Origin of the sequence: Bacillus sp. ATD (genome assembly GCF_050585765.1) — a bacterium.
GTDB classification, from domain to species: domain Bacteria; phylum Bacillota; class Bacilli; order Bacillales; family Bacillaceae; genus Bacillus; species Bacillus stercoris.
On record NZ_JBOBQH010000007.1, the window covers coordinates 72,924 to 99,145 of the forward strand.

At 43.9% G+C, this 26,222-nt stretch carries 22 protein-coding genes and 3 pseudogenes; 10 read left to right on the forward strand and 15 right to left on the reverse strand.

Features of this window, described 5'->3' with window-relative positions; translation table 11 throughout:
* Nucleotides 1-90: 90 nt before the first annotated feature.
* The 7 genes and pseudogenes from ACQXR1_RS15920 to rapH all read right to left on the reverse strand — a co-directional run bounded on the left by ACQXR1_RS15920 (nucleotide 91) and on the right by rapH (nucleotide 4,996).
* A pseudogene (locus ACQXR1_RS15920) lies at nucleotides 91-959 on the reverse strand (NmrA family NAD(P)-binding protein).
* A pseudogene (locus ACQXR1_RS15925) lies at nucleotides 956-1,399 on the reverse strand (nuclear transport factor 2 family protein). The pseudogenes ACQXR1_RS15920 and ACQXR1_RS15925 overlap by 4 nt, the downstream one beginning before the upstream one ends.
* Before the next feature lie 79 nt (nucleotides 1,400-1,478).
* On the reverse strand, nucleotides 1,479-2,063 hold the full coding sequence (locus tag ACQXR1_RS15930) for a TetR/AcrR family transcriptional regulator (protein ID WP_136654991.1): 585 nt from the start codon (nucleotides 2,061-2,063) through the stop codon (nucleotides 1,479-1,481).
* A 114-nt stretch (nucleotides 2,064-2,177) separates the two neighbouring features.
* Complete coding sequence (locus tag ACQXR1_RS15935) at nucleotides 2,178-2,687, reverse strand: spore coat protein (protein ID WP_095432153.1); 510 nt, start codon at nucleotides 2,685-2,687, stop codon at nucleotides 2,178-2,180.
* Nucleotides 2,688-2,824: 137 nt separating this feature from the next.
* Complete coding sequence (locus ACQXR1_RS15940; RefSeq protein WP_003233863.1) at nucleotides 2,825-3,544, reverse strand: YebC/PmpR family DNA-binding transcriptional regulator; 720 nt, start codon at nucleotides 3,542-3,544, stop codon at nucleotides 2,825-2,827.
* A gap of 158 nt (nucleotides 3,545-3,702) precedes the next feature.
* Nucleotides 3,703-3,876 carry a phosphatase RapH inhibitor PhrH gene (gene phrH / locus ACQXR1_RS15945; RefSeq protein ID WP_014663108.1) on the reverse strand — a complete coding sequence of 58 codons (174 nt, stop codon included), beginning with the start codon at nucleotides 3,874-3,876 and terminating at the stop codon, nucleotides 3,703-3,705.
* Entirely contained in the window at nucleotides 3,866-4,996 is a 1,131-nt protein-coding gene (gene rapH / locus ACQXR1_RS15950) for a response regulator aspartate phosphatase RapH (protein ID WP_430772469.1), read from the reverse strand. Before rapH ends, phrH begins: the two co-directional genes overlap by 11 nt.
* A gap of 194 nt (nucleotides 4,997-5,190) precedes the next feature.
* Here rapH and ACQXR1_RS15955 point away from each other — a divergent pair, with 194 nt between their 5' ends.
* Nucleotides 5,191-5,889, forward strand: coding sequence for a YetF domain-containing protein (locus ACQXR1_RS15955; protein WP_014663105.1), 699 nt, complete (start codon nucleotides 5,191-5,193; stop codon nucleotides 5,887-5,889).
* Nucleotides 5,890-5,933: 44 nt separating this feature from the next.
* Here the strand turns inward: ACQXR1_RS15955 and ACQXR1_RS15960 are convergent, their stop codons facing one another.
* Together ACQXR1_RS15960 and ACQXR1_RS15965 are read right to left on the reverse strand one after the other, a co-directional pair.
* Nucleotides 5,934-7,094: a lysozyme inhibitor LprI family protein gene (locus ACQXR1_RS15960; RefSeq protein WP_430772470.1), complete on the reverse strand. Its 1,161-nt coding sequence runs from the start codon at nucleotides 7,092-7,094 to the stop codon at nucleotides 5,934-5,936.
* A 108-nt stretch (nucleotides 7,095-7,202) separates the two neighbouring features.
* Nucleotides 7,203-8,210 (reverse strand): hypothetical protein, encoded by a 1,008-nt coding sequence (locus ACQXR1_RS15965; protein ID WP_430772471.1) that lies wholly within the window; start codon nucleotides 8,208-8,210, stop codon nucleotides 7,203-7,205.
* 211 nt (nucleotides 8,211-8,421) lie between these two features.
* On the opposite strand from ACQXR1_RS15965, the gene yeeF reads away from it, so the two are divergent.
* The 7 genes from yeeF to ACQXR1_RS16000 all read left to right on the forward strand — a co-directional run bounded on the left by yeeF (nucleotide 8,422) and on the right by ACQXR1_RS16000 (nucleotide 13,960).
* Entirely contained in the window at nucleotides 8,422-10,431 is a 2,010-nt protein-coding gene (yeeF, locus tag ACQXR1_RS15970) for an LXG family T7SS effector deoxyribonuclease toxin YeeF (protein WP_430772472.1), read from the forward strand.
* 5 nt (nucleotides 10,432-10,436) lie between these two features.
* On the forward strand, nucleotides 10,437-10,910 hold the full coding sequence (locus ACQXR1_RS15975) for an antitoxin YezG family protein (RefSeq protein ID WP_032871739.1): 474 nt from the start codon (nucleotides 10,437-10,439) through the stop codon (nucleotides 10,908-10,910).
* Nucleotides 10,900-11,370 carry an immunity protein YezG family protein gene (locus ACQXR1_RS15980; RefSeq protein ID WP_430772473.1) on the forward strand — a complete coding sequence of 157 codons (471 nt, stop codon included), beginning with the start codon at nucleotides 10,900-10,902 and terminating at the stop codon, nucleotides 11,368-11,370. Before ACQXR1_RS15975 ends, ACQXR1_RS15980 begins: the two co-directional genes overlap by 11 nt.
* Nucleotides 11,371-11,448: 78 nt before the next feature.
* Nucleotides 11,449-11,919, forward strand: coding sequence for an antitoxin YezG family protein (locus ACQXR1_RS15985; RefSeq protein WP_430772474.1), 471 nt, complete (start codon nucleotides 11,449-11,451; stop codon nucleotides 11,917-11,919).
* A 231-nt stretch (nucleotides 11,920-12,150) separates the two neighbouring features.
* Nucleotides 12,151-12,456 (forward strand): hypothetical protein, encoded by a 306-nt coding sequence (locus ACQXR1_RS15990; protein WP_430772475.1) that lies wholly within the window; start codon nucleotides 12,151-12,153, stop codon nucleotides 12,454-12,456.
* A gap of 189 nt (nucleotides 12,457-12,645) precedes the next feature.
* Nucleotides 12,646-13,773, forward strand: a complete 1,128-nt coding sequence (locus ACQXR1_RS15995) for a Rap family tetratricopeptide repeat protein (RefSeq protein WP_212130598.1) — start codon at nucleotides 12,646-12,648, stop codon at nucleotides 13,771-13,773.
* On the forward strand, nucleotides 13,763-13,960 hold the full coding sequence (locus tag ACQXR1_RS16000) for a hypothetical protein (RefSeq protein WP_003240078.1): 198 nt from the start codon (nucleotides 13,763-13,765) through the stop codon (nucleotides 13,958-13,960). The genes ACQXR1_RS15995 and ACQXR1_RS16000 overlap by 11 nt, the downstream gene beginning before the upstream one ends.
* Nucleotides 13,961-14,425: 465 nt before the next feature.
* Here ACQXR1_RS16000 and rlmD read toward each other — a convergent pair whose 3' ends face one another.
* The 3 genes from rlmD to srfP all read right to left on the reverse strand — a co-directional run bounded on the left by rlmD (nucleotide 14,426) and on the right by srfP (nucleotide 20,089).
* Complete coding sequence (gene rlmD / locus ACQXR1_RS16005) at nucleotides 14,426-15,811, reverse strand: 23S rRNA (uracil(1939)-C(5))-methyltransferase RlmD (RefSeq protein ID WP_326274312.1); 1,386 nt, start codon at nucleotides 15,809-15,811, stop codon at nucleotides 14,426-14,428.
* Nucleotides 15,812-15,867: 56 nt separating this feature from the next.
* A complete protein-coding gene (locus ACQXR1_RS16010) occupies nucleotides 15,868-16,779 on the reverse strand; it encodes a diacylglycerol kinase (RefSeq protein ID WP_003233894.1) in 912 nt (303 codons plus the stop codon).
* A 151-nt stretch (nucleotides 16,780-16,930) separates the two neighbouring features.
* Nucleotides 16,931-20,089 carry a surfactin resistance protein SrfP gene (gene srfP, locus ACQXR1_RS16015; protein ID WP_172641200.1) on the reverse strand — a complete coding sequence of 1,053 codons (3,159 nt, stop codon included), beginning with the start codon at nucleotides 20,087-20,089 and terminating at the stop codon, nucleotides 16,931-16,933.
* 131 nt (nucleotides 20,090-20,220) lie between these two features.
* Here srfP and ACQXR1_RS16020 point away from each other — a divergent pair.
* Nucleotides 20,221-21,118 (forward strand): annotated as a pseudogene (locus ACQXR1_RS16020) (TetR/AcrR family transcriptional regulator).
* Here the strand turns inward: ACQXR1_RS16020 and gatB are convergent.
* From gatB to gatC, 3 genes are read right to left on the reverse strand one after another with little or no spacing between them, the layout of a single operon-like run.
* Nucleotides 21,105-22,535, reverse strand: coding sequence for an Asp-tRNA(Asn)/Glu-tRNA(Gln) amidotransferase subunit GatB (gatB, locus tag ACQXR1_RS16025; RefSeq protein WP_003219444.1), 1,431 nt, complete (start codon nucleotides 22,533-22,535; stop codon nucleotides 21,105-21,107). The pseudogene ACQXR1_RS16020 and the gene gatB sit on opposite strands and share 14 nt — an antisense overlap.
* Nucleotides 22,536-22,548: 13 nt before the next feature.
* A complete protein-coding gene (gatA, locus tag ACQXR1_RS16030) occupies nucleotides 22,549-24,006 on the reverse strand; it encodes an Asp-tRNA(Asn)/Glu-tRNA(Gln) amidotransferase subunit GatA (RefSeq protein WP_003242878.1) in 1,458 nt (485 codons plus the stop codon).
* A gap of 15 nt (nucleotides 24,007-24,021) precedes the next feature.
* Entirely contained in the window at nucleotides 24,022-24,312 is a 291-nt protein-coding gene (gatC, locus tag ACQXR1_RS16035; RefSeq protein WP_003219442.1) for an Asp-tRNA(Asn)/Glu-tRNA(Gln) amidotransferase subunit GatC, read from the reverse strand.
* 413 nt (nucleotides 24,313-24,725) lie between these two features.
* Between gatC and putP the strand changes: the two genes are divergently transcribed.
* The gene (gene putP / locus ACQXR1_RS16040; RefSeq protein ID WP_014663094.1) at nucleotides 24,726-26,204 is read left to right on the forward strand and encodes a sodium/proline symporter PutP; all 1,479 of its coding nucleotides are present in this window, start codon (nucleotides 24,726-24,728) and stop codon (nucleotides 26,202-26,204) included.
* Nucleotides 26,205-26,222: the final 18 nt, after the last annotated feature.

The window sequence follows — 26,222 nt, forward strand, 5'->3', positions numbered from 1 at the left end:
AGGTATGAGGCAGGAGGCATGATTATGACTGAAACATGACTTAGCTTTTTCAATAAGAAGACCTTCGGCTCTGCCGAAGGTCTTTCTAGACTATTCAGTCCAAAATGAGGTCAGTGTTTCCAATACGCAGCATGGGCAGCCGCAAACTCTGAAAGCGAACGTGGTTCTTTTCCTGTCACACGCTTCACTGTATCCGTTACCCGATGTTCCGCACCATGGCTGATTGCTTCATCTAGCCCCGCCATAAAACTGGCATAATCAGCCGGCAAACCAGCTGCCGCCATCCGATTCTGCAGCTCGGAACGAGAAATGCTGACATGCTCCACCCGGCGTCCCGCGGCAGCACCGATGATCTCTGCCGCTTCGGCATAGCTCAGCGCCTCGGGTCCTGTCAGGATATGATGTGTTTGATGAGGGACGGCATCAGTCAAAGCACGGACAGCTGTTTCTGCGATGTCATCAGCATCAATGAACCCTAGCTTTCCCTCACCCGAAGCCGTGACGATGCGTCCCTCATTTTGAATCGACATTTGATGCTGGACGTTGATGAAATTTTGCATAAAGTATGAGGGCCGCAGCACCGTCCATTCTGGAAACTCGCGCACTGCCTGGTGAAGCGCGCCAAACACAGGGCCATTCTCGGAGATAACAGACGCACTTTGCATCACTACCCGCTTTACGCCAAGACGCTTTGCTTCCTTTAAAAAGGGAAGCACATAGGGAGCCGGATCAAGCACACCGACCGGAGCAACAAGATAGATGTCTTTTACCTGTTCTAGGGCAGGCGTATAACTGGAGGCGTCCATCCAATCAAAATACACATACTCTGCATTTGCAAGCTCGCCCTTTTTTCTGCTTGCAATACGCACCCTGTATCCCAGCTTGATTAAACGGCTGGCGATTCGGCTGCCGACTGTGCCGGTCCCGCCCGTGATTAAAATCGGATTCTGTTTCATCATTTTCCACTCTCCTCTGTTTGCAATAATGATCCTCCAAAGGCCTCTTTTACAACAAGCGGATTCCAATAATCCCTATACCGCACAATGCGGCCGTCTCTCGTTTCGATGACACTGATATAGCTTTGGCGATAAGGCAGTCCAGTCTCAATCACATGGCCGTCACATTGAAACTCCGCAATTATCGTATTCGAGTCCGCTGAACGGTACACTGTCGGAGCCGTAAATGAAGAAAGATGGATCTGCTTAGGATAATCCTTAATATAATCGTAAATAGCCGCTTTCCCTTCTATTCTTTTTGGTGATCCCTCCGGCGCATAAGGAAACTCAAATACAGCATTCTCATCCCAAAGCTCCACCTAGCTCTTCATGTCCTTCTCAAGCATATAAGCCATAAACTTTCTCAATGTTTCACATGCTTTTTCAAATTCATTCATCGACATTCATCATCACCTCTTTTTTTATTTCCAGACCATTCAGTCCAAAAAATGCACACATGGGCAAAGAATTCTTTACCACATGTTAATCAAGCACTGATAAACTCACGTCAACATGGTCCTGAAGACGATCCATATCTGCCGTCACTTTCGCAATAAATGTCAGTGACAGCCTGCTTTGATTCAGGTACCGGGCAAGCGCAGATATATCAGGATCTTCGCCATTCAATTCTCCTTGATCCTTCGCCCTTAAAAGCGCCTGATAAAAAGCGTCCTCAAGCTGCTTGGATTGTCTTTCAAAATACCGGGCAAGCTCAAGATCATGCGGGATCTGTTCAATCGCGCTGTTAATGATATAGCACGCCTTCGCCCGTTCCGGATCCCTCAGGGCATTGACACCCTCCTGAAAAATTTCACGAATGGCTTCCATTACAGATCCTGGCGCTTCAAGCCTTTCCATAACGGCAGTGTTTTTTCCTTCAAGATACGATTTCACAGCGGACAAAAACAAATCACGTTTCGTTCCATACGTATCATACAAGCTCTGGCGGGCAATGCCTAAATGAGAAAGCAGTTCCTGAAGAGACGTTCCTTCGTAGCCATACTCTCCGAAAACCTCTATCGCCCTGTGAAGAACAAGCGCCGTATCAAATTCTTTATTCCTCCCCAAAAAACGATCACCTCCTGAAACAAATGTTACCATTTTCCGGACTGAACAGTCAAGAAAAAAATAAAAAAAACACTCTTGATCTGCAAGAGTGTCCTCTTTTCACCATCATCTTTTTTATTTAAAGCCGTCTTTTCCCCAATGGCCCATATGGTGGTGATGGTGGCCATAATGACCATCATGATGATGGTGGTGATTATCCTTACCAACATGATGATGGTGGTGATGAAGATTATCTTTTCCATCATGGTGATGGTGATAATAGTGATGATGTCCATCGTTTTCATGGTGCATGCCCGGATAGCTTACAGCTCCCGGAGAGCCTCCATAACCGCCGCTTGGGTAACCGCCGCCGTACGCGCCATATCCCGGATAGCCGCCGACTCCTCCATGCATGCCATAGCCCGGATACCCCCCAGACATGCCGTAGCCCGGGTAGCCTCCAGACATCCCATAACCTGGGTAACCCCCATACATGCCGCCGTAGCCTGGGTAGCCTCCGTACATCCCATAGCCCGGATAGCCTAGTCCTCCATACATGCCAAACCCGGGACGGCCAATGCCGTAGCCTGGAAAAGCGCCAAAACCAGGTCCGCCATAGATCTGTCTTGTATCAGTATCAGTCATATTCACTCTCTCCTTCACTTAGGTTACAGTCCAGAGTATGAGAATATCTTACAGATCGTATAGGCAGCCGCCTACATACAGCTAAAACAATTTCTAGGACAAAAAAAGAAAGCAGGCTATAACAGCCTGCTCACTCCTTATTCGCCTAAATCAACGTTATGATACACCTGCTGAACGTCTTCCAAATCCTCTAAGGCATCAATCAGTTTTTCAAACTGTTCCTTCGCATCATCCGGAAGCGTGACTTCGCTTTGCGCAAGCATTGTCAGCTCCGCTACTGTAAATTCCTCAACGCCCGCGTTTTTAAACGCCTCCTGCACTGCATGGAATTGATCCGGCTCCGCATAGACGATCACACTGTCATCCTCTTCCAAAATGTCACGGACATCGACATCCGCTTCCATCAGGATTTCAAGCGCTTCGTCAGCCGTTTTGCCTTCCACACCGATTACAGCCGTTGCGTCAAACATGTAAGCAACAGATCCGCTCACACCCATGTTTCCGCCGTTTTTCCCGAACGCCGCACGCACTTCCGGCGCCGTACGGTTTACATTATTCGTCAGCGCATCAACGATAATCATTGATCCGTTCGGCCCGAAGCCCTCATAACGAAGCTCATCGTAATTCTCTTCCGCTCCGCCCTTCGCCTTCTCGATCGCCCGTTCAATGATGTTTTTCGGTACGCTGTAAGTCTTCGCGCGCTCAAGCACAACCTTCAGCGCCTGGTTAGATTCCGGATCAGGTTCGCCCTGCTTCGCCGCCACGTAAATCTCACGGCCAAACTTCGCATAAATCCGACTCGTATTCGCGTCCTTAGACGCCTTCTTCTCTTTAATATTGTTCCACTTACGGCCCATGATGTTCCACTCTCTTTCATATATATCAATCTAAATGCTGTTATTCACTTTATCCATTATACCTCAAATGGTTTGGTTGTTTCGAGTGTCTTGCGTTAGAAATAGAAGGAATGCCGCGGTGGGAAAATCGAACGTCTTCAGTAAAGCAAGAAAAAGCCCTAGCTAAGGGCTTTCTTCTGATCACTGAGTTTGTAAGGGGAATGATCAATATATGTCGTATTTCGATCTGTTGATTCCTTAACGCCGCCCGAGTTTGTCAGGAATGGAAACGACATGCTTCCGAAAACTAGAGTAACAGCCAGACACATCATTACTTTTTTCTTAATAGGCATATAAACACTCTCCTTTTAGAATATCTTCTTGAGCTTTCAGCACTTTTCGATAAAACACAGCAGCTTGTTCAAAGTGACAGCTGCTTTCAAACACAGCGGCAGCACTCCGGGCACATGCTTCAATGTACGCGTGCAGGTTCTTTTTTTCGAAATAGCTTAAAAGATCATGAATTTTGCGTTCATCAACAGTCTCCTTGTACACAGCCTCTAAGAACAGAAACAATTCTTTATAACATTTGTGAGAACGTGCTGTGATACGGTTCAGCCCTTCTTCTATGAAATGAAACGCCTTCTGTGTCTGGCCCGCTTTACATAATGTCCAGCTTAACCCAAACAAGACTTTCGGAAGCAGATCAGGCACTTTCTCTCTGCTCACTTTCGCCGCTTTTTGGAAATGTTCTACAGCCATATGATCGTCTCCTGATCTGTCATAGCTGTTCGCGATGTTCAATAGAGAAATGGCGATAAACCGATCGTTTTGAATGTCCATTGCCAATTTCAGCGCCGCTTCTAAATGCGGGAGCGCTTTGCCATAGTGTTTGAAATCATCATAATTTCCGGCGATCACAAACAAGCTTTGTATGGTTCTAATGCTGTATAAGGGATGGTTTTGATAAATGTCTAAGGCTTGAAGAATATGATGCATCGACACATGGGTTTGCTTCATGTGATAATACGCTTCCGCCACTTTAAAATGGAATTCCGCTTTCTCAATTTCATCAGACACAATCGGCAGTTCTTTCTCCGCCTCGCGATAAAACCCGATTGCTTCAACATATTCTTTTTGATCAAATTCATACATGCCGCGGAAAAACAAAGAGTAGTATTTCAAAAGGCCTGTGAGTTTTTTCTGAGGGGTCTCAATCGTTTCAAGAAGCTCTGTCACTGTAGGGCGATTCCCGTAAGGCTGTCCTGGCTCCAAATAATCCAGCATCAGCTGGTGCCGAAAACACATCAGAGAATAATAGATCAGCAAATCCTGATCCTCTTCCATCTGCTGAATGTCCTCCTCAACCTCCGCTTTCAGAACCTCAGCATCCGGAACACTGAACTGGCGAATCATTTTATACCATTCATTAATCTTAACACCAACACGCGAAGACGGTATGGCTTGACTCAACGGCTTCCCTCCTTCTCTGTGAGATATGTCATATTCTATCAATCCCAAATTTTGAAAACAATACGAAAGGAAGAATTTTCTTTTTCATCCTGGCAAAAGCATTCAAAACCCCTTTTTCAAAAGCCTTTAATGAAAATAAAAAAACAAAAGCATGGGAACACTATGAACAGATCCTATGTAAAGGAGAATGGCCGATGCCAATCACGCAACTGATCATTAGACTTTTCATCGCCTTTATCACATTGCTGGTGTTAACAAGACTGATGGGCAGAAAAGAAATCTCCCAGATGACCTTTTTTAACTTTGTTTCAGCCATATCCATTGGAACGATCGGGGCCTCACTTGCCATTGACTCAACAATCAGTATGAGAAATGGATTCATCGCCTTGTTGGTGTGGAGCGCTTTTACAATCATCATCGGGTTTCTGGATATTACATTCCCCGCTTTTCGGTATGCGGTTGTAGGACAGCCTGTCATTCTGATTAAAAAAGGGAAAATCATGGAGAAGGAGCTTAGAAAAGCCCGAATTGATATCGATACTTTGCAAACTTCGCTTCGCAAAAAAAATATATTTTCAATTGCCGAAGTGGATTATGCTATTTACGAATCGGACGGCACTGTATCTGTGTTGAAAAAGGAAACACACCAAAGCGTGACAAAAAAGGATATGAACGTACAAGGAGCAAACGCGAAAGTATCTCATTCCGCTTCAGTCATAGCTGATGGAAAAGTGAGAGAAGACAACTTAAAAAAATTGCATCTGAACAGACAATGGCTGATGGACCGGCTAAAAGAAGCAGGCGTCCAAAATCCTAAAGAAGTATTTTATGCAGAAGTTCAAACAGACGGCACGCTGTATATCGATCAAAAAGAGGATTCATTACCTGAATAAAAAAGACCTGTGCCTGCAACATTGTTGCGGCACAGGCCCTTCACTTATTTCATATACGTATTCACCAGCTCGTAACAGCGCTCTTTCGTCTGTTTAGCAAGCTCTTCCGTTTGGACGACTCGGGATAATGAACCGCCGCCCTCCTCATCATATCGTTTCTGGGCCGCAGCATCCCTATCCTTTATCCATTGGCGCTGTTCAATTTTTAAAGCCGCCATGTCTGAAGCAGAAAGCTGATTTTGCAGCACGCCGTATATCTCGTTCAGCAATCCGTCCCACATTTGATAATTATAACCGTAATCCTCAATCATCTGATAATCACTTTGATAGTCATTGTGCTTTTCTTTCTTTTCTGCCGCAGACAATTTCGCAACATAATCTGTTTTTGTGCTCCCCGTTGTCTGCCCACTGCGCTGTGTATCCACTGTATCAGGCGATGCGGTTTCCGCAGTCTTCTGAGCTGTCTCTTGCTCCGCAGCCTCAGTCTCGTTTTCATTATCACTTACCAGACTGGTATCCTTTGAGCTGATCGCCGCCTGTCTTTCCCCATTTGAACTCTTTACATTGAAAAGATAAGCTGTTCCGCCGGCAGCCTTCGATTCATAGGACTTCACAAATTCCGCCGTTTCACCGTTTCTCGACAGAATCGTTTTCGCTTCTTCTTTTGTCAGCTTGATATCATCCCCTTGGAGCGACTTGCTGTCCCATTTGTTGATCTTCCAATCGCCATCTTGCTTCACCAATTCAAACGTCCATAACGTGCCCATGTTGTTTAATTCTGTTGCCGGATCTATTGATGAAGCCTCTATCTTATTCTTGTTCTGTTCATATGTAAAACGCATATCGAAATCAGTGCCCGGTTGAAAAGGAGCATCGCACTCGCAATAGTACTCTCCAGCCAAATCCTTTAAGGCCTGATCTGCAAACGTCTCCGTTGCATAAGGCAGCACACTAGGCCGCAACTTGCTGAAATCAGCCTTATTCGCTGTGCTCCAGCCGTTTTCTGTTCCCGCTTTATCAAATGCATTGAAGATCGAATCAATATCGTTTTTCAAAGCTGATTTTACTTCCTGCTCCGTCAGCTTCGCAACGCTCGCTTTCTTCACAGCTTGCTTTTCTTGATCCTTATCAGAAGCTCCGCTATCAGAACACGCCGATAATAGGAATAAAACAGATAAAAGCAGCGCACCCAATTTATAACTCATTGTCTCTTCTCACCCTTCTGTTCTCTCATGGTAGCTTTCTTATTTTATAGGTCTTTTGCAGGTTTGTACATTTGATTTTTACATAGGAAGAAAGAGACTGAAATGAGCTTACTCAACCACGACAAAATCCTGCACCTTCACCTGTTCCTCAGGCAAATCAAACTGATAAAGCATCTTCTTAGAATGGATATCAAACACACCCACATACCCGCCGATGCCCTTTTTATGCTCTTCCTGGGCAACTATATACAATAGATTCCCCTTAAACTTCGCCTCCATATAAGGAAACTTCAAGCTGTATGTGTGAAAAGAAAAATCCTCCCCATATTCCAGCAAGTTCGCTCCACCCTCTTTGTCCTCGTACGTCACGTAAAAACTGCCGCTTTCTTTGTCATAATACACAGTATCTGCATATTCAAGATCTTCAGGATACGCAATATATGTCGTCTTCCATGTCCCTTTTTCAATCACAGTCAATTCATGCTCCGAACTCGCGACAATCAATTCCTCCGAATCTGCGAATTGATCAGCGTATGAAGCTAAACTCAGAGTCTCAATCATTTCCTCTGTTTTTCTGTCAATCACGTAAATAGCCATGCTTTGAATGATATAAATAAAGTTCTGATCACTGGCCCCCATTGTGACAAGCAAAGGCAAGGTAAGGCTATATTCCTTCTTCATTTTTTTATCATTTATGTGGATCTCATTCCCCGTCGTATCAACATTATAGGCCTTAACCGAGACACCCTTCCCCTCATGCCAAAACGCAAATGGATCTGACAGCGGATGCTCTTTGATCGCATCCTTCTCCAGCGTGTAGTAAAAAGGCTCGTGTTCCGCTAATAATACAATGTCTGTGGATTTGTACGACTTCGTTTGAATATAAGGCACATCTGCCACCTTGAATGTGCGCCTGTTAAACCGTTCGCCTGTTGAGGTTGAGAGCAGCACGCTTTCTTTTATGAAAGGATTGGAGTAAATAAAAAAGATGCGATCTTCTTCAGGGTGGATGGCGGAAGATTGGACAGGAATACTGTCATTATTGCGTAACTGAAAAAATAGTATGATGCATACCATTAACCCTGATAAACCAAATGTAATCCATTTTTTCTTCATCACCATGCTCCTAAAAAAACAATATAGAATATAAACTTCCAAAAAAATGTTTATAGACAATACATTTCGACCATGTTTCCGTCAATCCCTCCACGAATAAAGACACATGCCAAATGACTCATTTTTCCACCAAAACACGTTCTCACCCCCACCCTCATCCCGCTCCGTGGTAAAATTTTGATATTGAGCGAACAAAAGAAGGGAAATGGTCATGAAAGTATTTGAAGCGAAAACACTGCTTTCGGAAGCGACAGACCGTGCAAAAGAGTACAAAGAACTAAGAACGCAAATGGTCAACTTGAGAAAAGCGTTAAAAAGCGTCGCTGATCTCAGTGACAGCGAATTCTCAGGAAAAGGCGCCAGCAACATCAAAGCCTTCTATCACGACCACGTCGGCGTCACCGACCAATGGATCGACTACATCGATATGAAAATCGCATTTTTCAATAGCATCGCCGGAGCCGCCGAGGACAAAGGCCTCTCAGACGCATACATCGAAGAATCCTTCCTGGAGCACGAACTGGCAAATGCCCACAAAAAATCGAAATCCATCATGTCTGAACAGAAAAAAGCGATGAAAGATATCTTAAACGATATCGACGACATCCTCCCGCTCGACCTGTTTTCAACAGAAACCTTCAAAGACGAGCTGGCCGATGCCAACGACAAACGCAAAAAAACACTGGATAAATTGGACGCCTTGGACGAAGACCTGAAAACAGAATACGCCCTGTCAGAACCAAACGAACAATTCATCAAATCCGACTTCCAAAAGCTCCAAGAAGCAACAGGCAAAGGCAAAAACGCCACCCCCATCCACTACAACGCCAAGGCGTACCGTGAGAGTGACATACATAAGAAAAAAGGCGACATTGAAAAGCGGACTGAGGCTTACTTAAAGATTAAGAAAGAGGAAGCGAAGGAACGCGAGATTGAAAAACTGAAAGAAAGACTGAAAAACTATGATTATGCGGATGCCGATGAATTCTACTCAATGGCAAAGACGATAGGCTATGAAAATCTGACAGCAGAACAGCAGAGATACTTCACCCAAATTGAAAACACGCGTGAGCTTGAAGCAGGCTTCAAAGGGGTCGCCGTCGGCCTTTATGATTCCGGGAAGGACGCGGTCGTAGGCCTGTGGGATATGGTCACAGACCCGGGAGGAACCGTTGAAGCGATTACCGGAGCGATGGCTCACCCGATCAAAACGTATGAAGCCATTTCAGCGGCAATCGAAGAATCATACCAAAAAGACATGGTGAATGGTGACACCTACTCAAGAGCAAGATGGGTGTCATATGCGGTTGGCACTGTTGTCACATCAATTGTCGGCACAAAAGGCGTAGGAGCCGTCTCAAAAACAGGCACAGCCGCCAAAGTGACGACCAAAGTCAAAACAGCAGCAAGCAAATCAGCAACAGCCCAAAAAGCCATCACGGTCTCAAAACAAACCGTTGATCACATCAAACAAAAAGTAAACACAGGCATTGAAGTATCAAAAAAACACGTCAAAACCAAGTTAAATCAAATCGGAGATCTCACACTTGCGGATATTCTCCCCTATCATCCCCGTCACGATTTAGTGCCGGCAGGCGTTCCTTACAACGCAGTCAACGGGGTTACACTTAAGGAGGGACTGCAAAAATTCGCCAAGGTCATCCTTCCGAAACCATACGGAACGTCATCAAGCGGAAGACGAACTCCAGCGCCACATGTACCGCCGGTAACCGTCAAATACGGCGAGCATTTCGCAAGATGGAGCAGAAAGAAAGTACTGAAGCCGAATGTCATCTACAAAACAAAAGAAGGCTACACATACACGACTGACAACTATGGTAGAATTACAAGTGTCAAAGCAGACTTGCAGCTGGGAGAAGCAAAACGAAACCAATATGCACAGACGAATGCTGGAAAGCCCCAAGACCGAAAGCCCGACGATGACGGCGGCCATTTAATCGCCACCCAATTCAAAGGCTCAGGCCAGTTTGACAATATCGTGCCGATGAATTCTCAGATTAATAGGAGCGGCGGGAAATGGTATAAGTTAGAACAGGCATGGTCGCAAGCGCTTAAAGAAGAACCTCCAAAAAAGGTTACGGTCACAATTGAAAATGTGTATGAGGGCGATTCGTTAAGACCCACTTTATTTGATATAACATATAAAATTGGAGAAGAAAGAACAAAGAGCATAACAATTAGAAACCAAATTGGAGGCTGATGAAAATGGAAACTACAAAAATGGAACAACTATATCAAAAGATTGCTGAAAAAATAAATGATATGATTCCCTCCGAATGGATGAGGGTTACTCTATACGCCGAAATTTTAGATGACTCCAGAGAAGTTTATTTTTTCTTTAACACACATGAAGACGAAGAATATATTTATTCACACGATATTCCAGAACATTTTCAAGTAAGTAATCGAATTTACAAAAATATGCTGCTAGACCTTCAAGATTTATTTGATGAATTAAGGGATGAATTTAAAAAGCAATCCTCAGATATATGGACTAACCTCACACTAAATTTAGATAGAAACGGTGAATTCTCAATTGATTATGATTATGAAGATGTACTCGCTTCAAAATATACTGATACTGAGCGACAAGTAATTTGGGAATATAAACACTTGGGAATTACACCAATAAGCGAGAGCAGCAGAAAGTTCCTTGAACAATATCTAAATGAACAATGAAAAAATGGGTGAACTATATCAAAAGATTGCTGAACATCTAAATGAAATGATTCCATCTCAATGGAAAAAGATCGTTTTATATGCTGAAATACTTGATGACTCAGCGGATATATACTTTTATTTTACAACACCAAATAACAGTGATTATTTATTTTCTCATTATATACCTGAACACTTTGATGTGAGCGAAGAGATTTACGATCAACTGCTAATTGAACTTCAAGAGCTATTTGAAGAACTAAAAGAAGAATTTAAACTAGGCAACCAAGATATTTGGACTAATCTCACTTTAAAATTAGAAAACACCGAAAAGTTTTCAATTGATTATAATTATGATGATGTTTTATCCTCTGAACTTGATGACCTTCAAAGACGAGATATTTGGAAATATCAAAATTTAGGGGTATTGCCTAAAGATGGGGACGATAAAGAATTTGTAATAAACTACTTCGGTCTATAAATCAAAAAAATGGCTCAGCCCTTTTCTGCTGGGCTATTTTTGATAACTAAGATTTCTCGACGATTGAAGGTGAAAAGATTGGAAACTAAAAAAATGGGTGAATTATATCAAAAGATAGCTGAGCAAATAAATGAAATTATCCCCTCTGAGTGGGAGAAGGTTACTCTTTATGCCGAAATTTTAAATGATTCTTCAGAAGTTTACTTCTTCTTTACTACTCCACAAAATCAGGAATATATTTATTCACACGATATTCCTGAGCACTTTAATGTTGATGAAGATATTTATGACGAACTTCTATATGAATTGCATGATTATTTCGAAGAGTTACGAAATGAATTTAAAACAAACAATGAAGACTTATGGACAAACCTCACTTTACATTTAGAAAGAAGCGGGAAATTTTCAATAGATTATGATTACACCGATGTCATTGCCTCAGACTTAAACGGTACTCTACGCCAAGTAGTATGGGAATATAAAAATTTAGGAATATTGCCTGAAGATGAGGATGATAAACAGTTTGTAATAAGCTACTTCGGTCTATAAATCAAAAATAGCTCAGCTTTTTACTGCTGGGCTATTTTATATTCTCAGGTTGGCTTTTATGGAAACCGAAAATATAAAATTTGTTAACCGATCAACTATTAAATTGATTGCTTCTGAATTGGTTAAAGTTTTCTATACGACGAGATTTTAGATGATTCTATTTTTTCTTTAATATAGAGGATATTAAGGTTTTCTATTTATCTCATATCTTTTTATAAAAGGAGCAACATTTTGACAGTAAGAAAAGAATTAATAGAACAAATCAATTTAACAATCACATCAATAAAAACAATAAATCAAAAGGATCCAACTCCAATGGTGAAAAACATATTAAAAAGGTACGAAGAGGCAAAAGAATTTATCAAACATTCAATAGAGGAACAATTCGAAGAAGACCTCTCTAAAGTTAGAAATAAACTAGTCACTCTGACAAGAGCATATCTTGAATCAGCTAACAACTACATGAATCCTATGCTCAAAGAAATGCATAAGACAGAAAAACTGCTAAAAGAGTATGACGAAACTGCTCAGTCGTAATAACCGCAATCCTAACTTTACGAATTGAGTTTCCACTAACCCTCACAAAACCAAATATAAAGCGAAACACCAAAACTCCCTTTTGCGGACTGCACCGAAAATTTTTTTTGCGGTCTCTCAACCCCTTTCTATTAAATTTCAATATTGATAAAATTTACATAATTAGTGAGAAGAGGAAGGGTGAGAAGTTTGGGCACGATTTCGTCTCCGCACGTTGGGATGAAAATTAATGAGTGGAACCGGCATATTCAAAAGTTTAATGTGACTGACGCTGAAATGCTTAAAGCTGAGATCGAGCGGGACATTGACGTCATGGAAGAAGACCAAGACCTCTTGATTTACTATCAGCTCATTGCATTTCGCCATCAGCTTATGATTGACTATGTGATTCCATCTGAAGGAAACCAAATGGAGTTATCAGAATATTTAAAGAGAATTGAAGGCAGCAACAGGAAGATGGAGAAGCTCGTTGAATACTACTATTACTTTTTTCAAGGAATGTATGAATTCAAAGAGGGCAATTTCTTAAGTGCCATTACATTCTATCAAAAAGCGGAAAATACAATTCCTTATATTTCAGATGAAATCGAGCGGGCAGAATTTTATTTTAAAATGGCTGAAGTGTTTTATCATATGAAACAAACCCATGTATCCATGCACTATTCTTCTCAGGCGTATAACATTTATAAAACGCACGACCTTTACTCAGTCCGCCGCATACAATGCCATTTTGTGATCGCAGGAAACTACGATGACCTAGAAAGTCATGAAAAGGCGCTCCCTCACCTCGAACAGGCACTAAAAGGCGCACGGCTGCTTGAAAGCAAAAACAAGCGAATTTACGGCCAAGCTTTATTCAATATCGGAAATTGTTATCTTAAAATGGGCGAATTGACGAAAGCAGCAAAATACATGGAGCAATCGATACTCCAATTCAAAAAATCAAATTTCAACAACTTGACACAAGCTTACCACGATTTAGCCTTAATTTATTTTCTTCAACATAAACAAGACCAGGCCATGGATTGTTTCAGAAAAGGCGTACGATTCGCATGTAAATTCGACGATGGCCTATTTAAAATTATGTTTGAAGGATTACAGGCGCTGTTTGTCAAAAAAGGAGAAGCGTCCATTTTATTAAATGTTTTCAACAAATTAGAGACATCCCAAGGATATCCTTATATGGAAGAGTTGGCATTATTAGCCGCAAAGTTTTATACTGAAATTGGGCAGATGGATGATTCTGTTATCTGTTTCAAAAAGATGGTTCATGCCCGCAAACAAATTCAGAGAGGGGATTGTTTGTATGAAATTTAAACTGACTTTGTGCGCTGTAATTGCTTTGATCGGTGTAAGCTTTATCAGTTCTTCCTTAGGAAATGAAGTAAATGTGGCATCCAGAAACATGACAAGCAAAGCTGCAAACGATTCAACGAACTCCCTAGCAGACAAAGCCATCTTTGACAAGGAAATGACGATTGCAGAAAACGGAACGCTTGGTTAAGGACAAGACGCAGCTTTTGGCTGCGTCTCTTTTTCTGAAGAAATGGGTGACAAGGTGATAGAATATTGATTTTAAAACACTCATATGCAGACCAAACAAAAGCCTTAAAAAACAAGATAGGCGGAAATAAGGTTTAACCAATTAAGAAAGATTGTAAACCTCTTAGGAAAAATAAATGCAACGGTCAAACAAATATACTTTCTGTTGAAGAATTCGAAGAACAACAAGACAATCTAAATGACTTGTCTACAATAATAAACGATATGGATAAACTAAGAGTAAACGCATCGATCTTAACGATGTTCAAGATGCTGATCAACTTCTGCTTGAAATCCTCAAAACGATGACCTCACTTGAGCAGCACATAGCTGAAATTAGTGATCTAACTATAAAATCATTCAAGAAAAAACATGAAGTTTAGCCTTTCTATTTAGAACAATCAAAAAAGGCAACAACCCCCAAGGGTTAGTTGCCTTCTCTTAGTTCAAGCACAGCCACACACTCCACATGATTCGTATGCGGAAACATATCCACAGGCTGCACTTCGCGCGTCTCATACCCGCCATCCTCAAGCACCCGCAAATCCCTCGCAAGCGTGCCAGGATTACAGGACACATACACCACCCGCTTCGGTTTCATCTCCACAATTGTCCGCAGGAGGGCTTCGTCGCAGCCTTTTCTTGGCGGGTCGACGACTAGTGTATCGGCTGTGATGCCTTCTTCATACCATTTTGGAATCACGGTTTCCGCTTCCCCGACCGCGAACTCTGCGTTTGTGATGCCGTTTAATTCAGCGTTGCGTTTGGCATCCTCAATTGCCTCCGGTACAATTTCTACGCCGTACACTTTTTTCGCCTGCTTTGCCAGGAAGAGAGAAATCGTTCCGATGCCGCAGTAGGCGTCGATGACGGTTTCTTCACCCTTCAGCTCCGCGTACTCCAGCGCTTTGTCGTACAGCACTTTTGTTTGCTCCGGGTTGACCTGGTAGAACGATCTGGCGGAAATGGCGAATTTGACGTCTCCGATGAGGTCGTAGATGTATTCTTCGCCCCAGATGACGTTTGTTTCGTTGCCAAAAATGACGTTTGTTTTGTTTGGGTTGATGTTTTGCACGATGGATTTGACGTGCGGGAATTGCGCTGTAATGTCTTCGATGATCTTCGCTTTATGCGGGAAATCGTTTGTTCTTGTGATGAAGACGATCATCATTTCGCCGGTAACCACGCCGTATCTGACCATGATATGGCGGAGCCAGCCTTTGTGGCGTTCTTCGTTGTAGGCTTTGACACCGTAGTTTGCGCAAATGTCTTTGACGGCTTGGACGGCTTCGTCGTTTTTGGATTGCTGGATCAGGCAGGCGCTCATGTCGATGATGTCATGGCTTCTTTGCTGATAGAATCCGGCGACGAGTCCGCCTTCCCGTTCTCCTACCGGCACCTGCGCTTTGTTTCTGTAGTTCCACGGGTCTTCCATGCCGAGTGTCGGGTGCACGGTCACGTTGGAAAGGTCCAGCTTGCCGATGCGTTCTAGGACGTCTTTGACTTGTTTCTGTTTAAACAAGAGCTGGCCTTCGTAGGTCATGTGCTGAAGCTGGCAGCCGCCGCATTGCTTGTAGATCGGGCACGGGGCATCCGTTCTGTGCGGGCTTTCTTCCTTCAGCTCAATCAAGCGTCCGAAAGCAAAACCTTTTTTGACGCGTGTCACTTTGATTTGCGCTTTTTCCTCGGGCAGGGCATTCGGCACAAAGATCGGGAATCCTTGAACCTTTGCGACGCCCGCTCCTTCGTGGGTCAAATCCTCAAATGTCACGTCGTAGTATTCGTTTTTTTCTACTGGGGGTTTCATTTTCATCTATGTTCACCTCTTGTTTTAAGCGAAAGAAAAACTTGGCTTACAAAGCCAAGTTTTTAGTCATCCAGCTGTTCCGCTTTCTCCTTCGGCATGACGACGTGAATGTGTCGGTACAGATTCACGAATTCGCCCGGCAGCATGCCGCCGTACTCGCCGTCCAGGTTCAGCTGCATCTTTTCTGATACATTGACTTTCACGCGGTTCGCTTTTGTATAAATAATATGCTGGTCGTTGATGTGTTCTCCGCGAAGCGCCATCGTGGCGACCCTGATAAATTCAGCAAGGTTTGCTTTCTTTAGTATCATCAAATCAAACATGCCGTCATTCAGGCTTGAATCCGGCGCGAGCTTTTCAAACCCGCCGACGGAGTTTGTCAGCGTGACCAAAAACAGCATGATTTCACCCTGAAACAGCTTGCCGTCATATTCAATCTCGACTTCTGTCGGACGAAGTGAAGGCAGCATTTCCATTCCCTTTAAATAATAAGCAAGCTGGCCGAGCATCGTTTTGAGTTTGCTTGGCACGTCGTACGTCAGCTCCGTCAGACGGCCTCCTCCGGCGATATTGATAAAATACTGGCCGTTGACCTGTCCGATATCAATCGGGCGGGCGACGCCGTTAATGACCGTATCTGCCGCCTTTAAAATATCCTCGCGCGGAATGCCGAGCGCTCTGGCGAAGTCGTTTGTTGTGCCGACTGGAATCACACCGAGTGTCGGACGGTTGTCTAAAGGCGCAAGCCCGTTGACGACCTCGTTGATCGTTCCGTCTCCGCCTGCCGCAATGATCAGGTCAAACTCACGCAATGCCGCTTCCTTGGCAGCGTGTGTAGCGTCTCCTGCGCATGTCGTCGCATGGGTGGAGGTTTCATAGCCGGCTTGTTCAAATTTTTGCAGGACCTGGGCAAGATGCTTTTTAAAGATCTCCCGTCCTGAAGTCGGATTGTATATTATGCGTGCACGTTTCATTATCTCATCATCCTACTTAAGAGTATCCGATCCATTTTTACACTAACAACCTTTAATTATACTATGAGTTAAAAAAATCGCAACAAAATGTACATAATCTTACAGGTGAAAACGCACAAAAGCCCCAGCAGAGCTGAGGCTTTTTGTTTTTTTACTCTTCTTCCGTTCCCGGTTTTTTCTTACGGAACTTCGCCAATACTTCATATACGATTGGCACGATCAAGAGCGTCAGAAGCGTTGAACTGATTAAACCGCCGATAACCGTGACGCCGAGTCCTTTTGAAATGACCTGGCTTCCGCCTTCGAAGCCGAGCGCTAATGGAATCAAGGCGCCGATTGTCGCAATGGCTGTCATCAGGATCGGACGGAGTCGTGTAGAGCCGGCTTCCAGGAGCGCTTCTCTCGTAGACAGACCTTCCGCTTCCTTATGAATCACGCGGTCAATTAAGACAATCGCATTCGTGACAACGATACCGATCAGCATGAGCATACCGATCATTGCGTTCAGGCTGATCGTTTCACCTGATACGTAAAGTCCAACCAGGGCACCGATGATTGTGAACGGCAATGAGAACAGGATCGCAAATGGCGCTAATGCTCCGCCGAAGGTAATCACGAGCACAAGGTAAACGATCGCTATTGCTGCCAGCATCGCTAAACCGAGCTTCGTGAAGGAATCAGCGATATCCGCGGATACACCGCCTGTGTCAATCGATACGTTATCAGGATGGTCTAGCTTATCGATTTTCTTCTGTACAGCAGCTGATACGGCTGTGACGTTGTCAGATGTAACCTCACCTGTGACATCCGCATAGACTTTTCCGTCACGTTTTGACACGGTATCTGATGTTGATCCTTCTTTCACTTTTGCCACATCGCCGATTTTGACTTCCTGGCCAGTCGCGGAAGTGATCTTTTTATTCTCTAAATCTTTCACACTCTTATACTCGTCTTTTTCTGTCTTAATGTTCACATCAAGCTCTTTGCCGTCTTTTTTCACAGTTGTGAGCGGTTCTTGTGATGTTTGTGACATTAAGGCTTGAGAAATTTGAGACGCGGTTAAACCGAGCTTGCTTAATTTTTCTTGGTCAGCGACAAATGTGTACTCATCATATGTGCTGGAAAGGCCTGAATTTACGTTTTTCAGATCCTTTTCATCTTTCATGATTTTTTCAATGTCTTTGACTGTGTCTTTAATATCGTTTTCAGAATCGCCATACACATAGTATGTTAATTCGTTGTTATTGCCTGAAGAGCTGAAATCCTGTGACTTCCATTCTCCGCGGTCAGATTGCTTTTGAATTTCCTTCAGCACGTTGTCTTTTTCTTTATCAAAGTCAGGCGTGTCGCTTTCATATTTGATATAGAATAACGCACCGTTAGAATCTCCTCCGGCAAGCGGGCTGCCAGAGCCTAATGAATACTGAACCGTATCGACATGCTTGCGGTCAAGCAGGATTTTTTCCGCTTTTTCAGCTTCTTTTTCGGCTTCTTTTTTCGTTTCACCCGGTTCTGGGCTGTATGTGAGCTGCATCGTTTTTTCTTCCTCGGACGGCAGGTAGCTGGCACCGATTAACGGTACAAGGAACAAGCTTCCAAGGAGCATCAGAACAGCGATGATAGACGTGATCCATTTATGGCTCAGCGCCCAGTTCAATACTTTTTTATAGATGTTTGCAAGTCTGCCTGGTTTGTGTTCTTTTGCTTTCATCGGCGCACCGGTTAATGATTTTTTGAACAGGCTGTGTGCGAGCATCGGCACAAGCGTGATCGAAATCAACAGTGATGCGGCAAGCGCAAAAACAATCGTTAAGGCAAATGGAATAAACAACTCACCGATTTGTCCGCCTACAAGTGCGAGCGGCAGGAATACCGCGATGGTCACGATCGTCGATGACATGATCGGCTTAAACATTTCCTTCGTCGCTTCACGAACCAAGGCTTTTCCGCGGAGCGGCTCATCCTTGAGTCTCATGCGGCGGTAAATGTTCTCGATCACAACGATGGAGTCATCGACGACACGTCCGATGGCGACGGTCATTGCGCCGAGCGTCATAATATTCAGTGTGATATCAAGCTGCTGCAGCACAAGGAGTGCGATCAGCAATGATAATGGAATTGAAACTACCGAAATTAATGTAGATTTGATATCTCTTAAGAATAAGAGAATAATCACAATCGCAAAAATAGCACCGAAGATGGCTTTGCTTAACATCGTGTCAACTGACTGTGTGATCGGCTCCGCCATGTCGAGAGTTGCGCTGTAGTTGAAGCCTTTATGGTCTTCTTTGAACTTCTTCAGCTCAGCTTTGACATTGTCGGCAACCTCTACCGTATTCGCATCGTTTGCTTTAACGATGTTGATGCCGATGCTGTCTTTGCCATTTGTGCGTGAAACGGATTCAGCTTTTTTCACATCTTTAATTGTAGCAATGTCAGAAAGCTTGACCGTCGGCACTGCTGTGCTTGCGCTTTGCTGCGCCTGTGCTGCCGCTTGCGCGCTCTGAGCTGCTTGTGCACTTTGCGCCGCCGCTTGAGATGCTGCGCTGCTGCCTGCACTTGAAGCAGATGCCGTAGGAATTCTCATATTCTTCAAATCTTTAATTGTTTCAATATCGCCGCTGACGACGACAGATTTTTCTTCATTTCCGAATGTGTACAAGCCAAGCGGAGTTGTCACATCTGAACCTTGAATCACTTTCTTCACAGTATCTTCATCAAGGCCGTATTCTTTCAGTTTGTCTTCTTTGAAAGAGAATTCAACCTCTTCCACCTGCTGGCCTGATACTTGGACGGACGCAACGCCTTCTATGCCTTCAAGCTTAGAAACGAGGCTGTCCTCCACTTTTTTCGTCAGCTCTTGCAGGTTATCTTTATCACTGGACACGCTCAGCGTCAGAATCGGGAATGAGTTCAAGCTGTAGCGTGAAATCTCCGGATCCTTCGCGTCATCAGGCAGACTGACGTTTTCTAACGCTTCAGCCGCTTCTGTTTTTGCTTTGTCCATGTCTTTCTCATAATCATATTCAATCATGACCGACGATGCGTTTTCATAGGACGTCGACGTCACAACGCTGACACCGTCCAAGTTCTGAACGGCTTGTTCAACCGGTTTGGTCACTTCATCAGCCACTTGGCTTGGTGTCGCACCCGGATATGTCGTGCTGATCGTCAAGTAAGGCATGTTCACGTCAGGAATAGACTCTTGCTTCATATTCATACCCGCATACAAGCCGGCTGCCGTTACAATAATCGTCATCAGCCATACGGCGAATTTGTTTTTCAGAACGAAATTAATAACGTGATTCATCATATCCTCCATTACATTTTTTATTGACTGACTGGTCATTCTATATAATACTAAACGTTATAACGCAACAACGTCAACTCATATACCAGAAAATTTTACTAAATTTTTCAAGGATTAAGGGGAAGCACGTCATGAATGAAAAAAAAGAGAAAATCATAAAAACCAGCATTCGTTTATTTGCGAAAAAAGGATTCGCAGCTACGACGATCCAGGAAATCGCCAGTGAATGCGGCATTTCAAAGGGCGCTTTTTATTTGCACTTCAAATCGAAAGAAGCGCTGCTGTTATCTGCCTGTGAATATTACATCGGTATGTCTATGACCAAAATGAAAGATATAGAAGAGGATCTCGCCGGAAAGCCGCCTAAGGAAGTGTTAAAAAAGCAAATTGGCGCTCAATTTGAAGATTTTCGCGATCATAAAGATTTTATTGTTCTTTTGCTTACCGAAAATATCATTCCGGAAAATCAAGAAATCAAGCAATACTTTTACAAAGTAACCATGGAGACGGATAAGCTGTACCGGAATGCCTTGCTGGTATCCTATGGCGAAGGAATTGAGCGGTACGTCGCGGATCTGTCTATCATGGCAAGAGGCATCGTGCATTCCTATATGAATGTGATGGTATTTAACAGTGAGCTTAATATCGGTGCAGAGGAAATCTCAGCCTTTATCATCGAGAGACTGGATGATCTTATACAGGGGCTGAGCCGTTCAAACCTCAATCCGATCGTACCAAAAGAAATTTTCAATCCGATGCCTGCGGGGAAGGACCAGCTGCTTGAGGACATTCAGAAAGTGAAAGAAAACAGCACGCTGCCCGAGGATATCACAGTGTCACTCGATGTGATCGAGGAAGAACTGGCTCAGGCTAAACCGCGCAAGCCGATTATAAAAGGCATGCTGTCCAATTTGACCGGAACCAATAACGAAGAAGTTGAAAAGCTTCGGGCTTCGATCTCTGTCTTTATCTCCATTTAACCATAAAAAAGCAGCCTCTAAGGGCTGCTTTTTTATTAGCGTTTTTTAATTTCTTCAAGCAGAATTTTGTTGACCATCGGCGGGTTGGCTTGTCCTTTGGACGCTTTCATAATCTGTCCGACCAGGAAGCCGATCGCACGGTCTTTTCCGTTTTTGAAGTCTTCGATTGATTGCGGATTGTTGTCAAGCGCTTCTGTTACAAGCTTCAGAAGCACGCCTTCGTCAGAAATCTGAACAAGGCCTTTCTCTTTCACAATCTTCTCAGCGTCGCCGCCTTTTTCAATCAATTCTTTAAACACTTTCTTCGCGATCTTAGAAGAAATGGTGCCTTTTTCAATCAATTTGATCATGCCGGCAAGGCCTTCAGGTGTCAGGGCAACATCGGCAAGCTCTTTTTGCTCAGCGTTTAGGTAAGCTGACACTTCACCCATCAGCCAGTTAGACGCTTGTTTGGCTTCAGCGCCTTTTTGAACGGTTTCTTCGAAGAAATCAGCCATTTCTTTTGTCAGCGTCAGAACCATCGCGTCATATGCAGGCAAGCCAAGCTCTTCGATATAACGCTTGCGGCGCTCATCCGGAAGCTCAGGAATGCTTGCTTTTACGCGTTCCTTCCATTCATCATCAATGTATAGCTCGACAAGGTCTGGCTCTGGGAAGTAACGATAGTCGTCAGATCCCTCTTTGACACGCATGAGAATGGTTTTCTTCGTTGCTTCATCATAACGGCGCGTTTCCTGCTGGATGACGCCGCCGGAAAGAAGAACCTGCTCTTGGCGTTTTTCTTCATGCTCAAGGCCTTTTTGAACAAACGCAAAGGAGTTCAAGTTTTTCAATTCTGTTTTTGTGCCGAATTCCTCTTGGCCGATCGGACGAAGAGAGATATTGGCATCACAGCGAAGTGAGCCTTCTTCCATTTTACAGTCGGAAACGCCTGTATATTGGATGATGGATTTCAGCTTTTCAAGATACGCGTACGCTTCTTCCGGCGTGCGGATATCCGGTTCAGATACGATCTCAACAAGCGGCGTTCCCTGGCGGTTAAAGTCAACAAGAGAATAGCCGTCGCCTGTATGCGTCAGTTTTCCGGCATCCTCTTCAAGGTGAAGGCGTGTGATGCCGATGCGTTTTGTTTTTCCGCCAACTTCAATTTCGATCCAGCCGTTTTCGCCGATCGGCTTATCAAATTGAGAAATCTGATACGCTTTCGGGTTGTCAGGATAGAAATAGTTTTTGCGGTCGAACTTCGTATCCGTTGCGATCTCACAGTTAAGCGCCATAGCGGCTTTCATTGCGAATTCAACGGCTTCTTTGTTCAGGACAGGCAGGACACCCGGGTATCCGAGGTCAATGACGCTTGTCTGCGTATTCGCCTCAGCGCCGAATGGCGTTGGAGAACTTGAGAAAATTTTTGATTTTGTTTTTAACTCAACGTGGACTTCAAGTCCGATTACCGTTTCAAAGTTCAATTCTTTTCACCCCTTACAGTTCAGGTTTTGCTTTATGATGGTCTGTCGCTTGTTCAAATGCATGAGCAACACGGTATACAGTGCTTTCATCAAAGTGTTTTCCGATGATTTGCAGGCCGAGCGGAAGTCCGTCTGCTAATCCGCATGGCACACTGATTCCCGGTACGCCGGCAAGGTTGACCGGAATCGTTAAGATATCGTTTGCGTACATTGTGAGCGGATCTTTCGTGTTTTCACCGATTTTAAACGCAGGTGTCGGTGTAGTCGGTCCGACAATGACATCATATTTCTCAAATACGTCTTCGAAATCTTTCTTAATCAACGTACGCACTTTTTGCGCTTTTTTGTAGTACGCATCGTAGTAGCCTGAGCTTAAAGCGAACGTTCCTAGCATAATGCGGCGTTTGACTTCATTACCGAAACCTTCAGCGCGCGTTTGCTTGTAAAGGTCGATCAGGTTATCCGCGTTGTCTGTGCGGTAGCCGTAGCGGATGCCGTCAAAGCGTGCAAGGTTCGCTGATGCCTCAGAAGATGACAGCAGGTAATATGTCGCAAGCGCGTATTTACTGTGCGGAAGAGACACTTCTTCCCATGTAGCGCCGAGGCCTTCAAGGACTTTTAGGGCTGCCAGGACAGATTCTCTCGCTTCTTTGCCGACACCTTCACCAAGGTATTCTTTCGGAACGGCGATTTTCAGTCCTTTGATGTCGCCAGTTAATGAAGAAAGAAAATCAGGCACGTCCACATTGGCACTCGTAGAGTCCATTTTGTCTACACCGGAAATCGCTTGAAGTAAAAATGCGTTATCCTCAACCGTACGGGTAATCGGACCAATTTGGTCTAATGAAGACGCAAATGCGACCAGTCCGTAACGAGATACACGTCCGTATGTAGGCTTTAATCCGACTACGCCGCAGAAAGATGCCGGCTGACGGATGGAGCCGCCTGTGTCAGATCCAAGAGAAAACGGAACTTCTCCCGCAGCAACCGCAGCCGCAGAACCGCCGCTTGAACCGCCGGGAACTGTATCCAGGTTCCAAGGATTTTTCGTCAGCTTGTAAGCTGAGTTTTCGGTAGATGACCCCATGGCGAATTCGTCCATGTTCAGTTTTCCGATTGTGACCGCTTCAGCGTCTTGAAGGCGCTGAACGACAGTAGCATCGTAAATCGGATCAAAGTTTTCGAGAATTTTGCTGGAGCATGTTGTGCGCAGCCCTTTTGTTACGATATTATCTTTTACGCCGATCGGCATACCGAATAGAAGACCATGCTCAGAACGGCCGTCAACCGCCTCATCAAGCTCCTTCGCGTATGCGCGTGCTCTTTCTTCATCTAATGCCAAGAAGGCTTGTACCTTATCATCAACCGCTTGGATGCGTTTATAAGATTCGTCAACCAGATCAGAAATCTTAATCTCTTTTTTATGTATGAGCTGTTTTAATTCTGTGATTTTATGATCAAATAATGACATTCTTGTGTCCCTCCTTTAGTCCAGAATTGATGGCACACGAATATAGCCGTCTTTATGGTCAGGCGCATTTTTCATGACATCCTCAACCGGAAGACCTTTACCCGCTTCATCTTCTCTCATGACATTTTTCATTTTCAGCACGTGAGTTGTAGGCTCCACATTGTCTGTGTTGACCTCATTCAGCTCCTCGGCAAAGGAAATGATGCTGTCGAGCTGTTCAGTGAACATCTTTGCTTCTTCTTCAGTAATCGCAAGTCGTGCAAGGTGCGCAACGTGCTTTACTTCTTCTATTGAAATTCGTGACATATGATCCACCTCCACATATTTCTCCGTTAAGTCATATAATACTGATCATATCAAAAACAAGCCCTTTAAAGCAACAAAACGCCTTAAGACAGGCCTGTGTTTTCGAAACAATACCCTATATATTTTATACTAAAATGAGACGAAGGAGAAACGAAATATTTTTCTGAATATTTTTACTTTTATTATTTTTTGAAAGCGTTTTATTCTTTATTCCCTTCTAGGTTTGCGGCGGTATTTCCCGCTCATGAGCAAGGTTTCATTGCTTGAATGGCCGGGAATACTTTGTTAGGTTAAGTTACCAAGTGCACCCCCAAAAGAATTTCTTTTGTTTCGCACTTACGCCAGGCTGCTTAACTGGCACCATCAATTTGAGAGGTGATGCAACATTATTAGAAATGAAGAGAGGGTAAATCGTGAGTATTGAAATTATTATATCTTTAGGAATTTACTTTACTGCCATGCTGTTAATCGGCTGGTACTCGTTTAAGAAAACAACTGATATCAACGATTACATGCTTGGAGGAAGAGGCCTCGGACCGTTTGTCACAGCTTTGTCTGCCGGCGCGGCGGATATGAGTGGATGGATGCTGATGGGAATTCCAGGGGCAATGTTTGCGACAGGCTTGTCGACACTATGGCTAGCACTCGGTTTGACAATCGGCGCGTATTCGAACTATCTTCTTTTGGCTCCACGTCTTAGAGCGTATACGGAAGCGGCGGATGACGCGATTACGATTCCCGATTTTTTTGATAAACGATTCCAGCATTCTTCGTCAGTGCTGAAAATTGTATCAGCTTTAATCATTATGATCTTTTTCACACTGTATACTTCTTCAGGTATGGTATCAGGCGGAAGATTATTTGAATCTGCTTTTGGAGCCGATTATACACTTGGACTCCTGCTGACTGCAGGCGTTGTCGTGTTATATACACTGTTTGGCGGTTTCCTTGCTGTCAGTCTGACTGACTTTGTACAGGGTGCGATCATGTTTGCAGCACTAGTGCTTGTGCCGATCGTTGCTTTTACCCAGCTGGGCGGCGTTTCTCCTGCTTTACATGAGATTACAGCTGTAAACCCAAAGCTATTGGATATTTTTAAAGGCGCGAGCGTCATTAGCATTATTTCTTATTTGGCTTGGGGCTTAGGCTACTATGGTCAGCCTCATATCATCGTCCGTTTTATGGCGATTAAGCATATCAAGGATTTAAAACCTGCGCGCAGAATCGGTATGAGCTGGATGATTATCTCCATTCTTGGTTCAACTGTAACGGGTTTAGTCGGTGTGGCTTACGCCCATAAATTCGGAGTTGCTGTAAGTGATCCTGAAACGATTTTCATTATTTTTTCTAAAATATTGTTCCATCCATTGATTACTGGATTTTTGCTGTCTGCTATTTTAGCAGCCATTATGAGTTCGATCTCTTCTCAGCTCTTGGTAACAGCGAGCGCAATGACAGAAGACTTATACCGGACATTTTTCAGACGTGAAGCATCAGATAAAGAATTGGTCTTGGCCGGCCGGCTGTCAGTATTGATTATCGCAGTCATTGCGATTCTGATGTCCTTGAATCCGAGCAGCACGATTCTTGATTTGGTTGGTTATGCATGGGCCGGATTCGGTTCTGCTTTTGGGCCTGCCATTCTGCTGAGCCTGTATTGGAAACGGATGACTGAATGGGGCGCCCTTTCAGCCATGGTTGTTGGGGCTGCAACAGTATTAATTTGGATTACAACTGGTTTAGCTGACTCTACAGGCATCTATGAAATGATTCCAGGATTTTTCTTGAGTATGATTGCAGGTATTATTGGAAGCTTGATCACAAAACGTCCTGCAAAAGCCTCTTACCGATTATTCGGTGTCATGGAAAAGCTGTTAAAACGCAAAAAGTAAACAATAAGCCATCAAGCG

Coding starts and splice junctions, on each gene's coding strand:
- ACQXR1_RS15935 (WP_095432153.1), bottom strand. CDS start 2,687: ATGACTGATACTGATACAAGACAGATCTATGGCGGACCTGGTTTTGGC.
- ACQXR1_RS15940 (WP_003233863.1), bottom strand. CDS start 3,544: ATGGGCCGTAAGTGGAACAATATTAAAGAGAAGAAGGCGTCTAAGGAC.
- phrH (WP_014663108.1), bottom strand. CDS start 3,876: ATGCCTATTAAGAAAAAAGTAATGATGTGTCTGGCTGTTACTCTAGTT.
- ACQXR1_RS15955 (WP_014663105.1), top strand. CDS start 5,191: ATGCCAATCACGCAACTGATCATTAGACTTTTCATCGCCTTTATCACA.
- ACQXR1_RS15960 (WP_430772470.1), bottom strand. CDS start 7,094: ATGAGTTATAAATTGGGTGCGCTGCTTTTATCTGTTTTATTCCTATTA.
- ACQXR1_RS15965 (WP_430772471.1), bottom strand. CDS start 8,210: ATGAAGAAAAAATGGATTACATTTGGTTTATCAGGGTTAATGGTATGC.
- yeeF (WP_430772472.1), top strand. CDS start 8,422: ATGAAAGTATTTGAAGCGAAAACACTGCTTTCGGAAGCGACAGACCGT.
- ACQXR1_RS15975 (WP_032871739.1), top strand. CDS start 10,437: ATGGAAACTACAAAAATGGAACAACTATATCAAAAGATTGCTGAAAAA.
- ACQXR1_RS15980 (WP_430772473.1), top strand. CDS start 10,900: ATGAACAATGAAAAAATGGGTGAACTATATCAAAAGATTGCTGAACAT.
- ACQXR1_RS16000 (WP_003240078.1), top strand. CDS start 13,763: ATGAAATTTAAACTGACTTTGTGCGCTGTAATTGCTTTGATCGGTGTA.
- rlmD (WP_326274312.1), bottom strand. CDS start 15,811: ATGAAAATGAAACCCCCAGTAGAAAAAAACGAATACTACGACGTGACA.
- ACQXR1_RS16010 (WP_003233894.1), bottom strand. CDS start 16,779: ATGAAACGTGCACGCATAATATACAATCCGACTTCAGGACGGGAGATC.
- srfP (WP_172641200.1), bottom strand. CDS start 20,089: ATGAATCACGTTATTAATTTCGTTCTGAAAAACAAATTCGCCGTATGG.
- gatA (WP_003242878.1), bottom strand. CDS start 24,006: ATGTCATTATTTGATCATAAAATCACAGAATTAAAACAGCTCATACAT.
- gatC (WP_003219442.1), bottom strand. CDS start 24,312: ATGTCACGAATTTCAATAGAAGAAGTAAAGCACGTTGCGCACCTTGCA.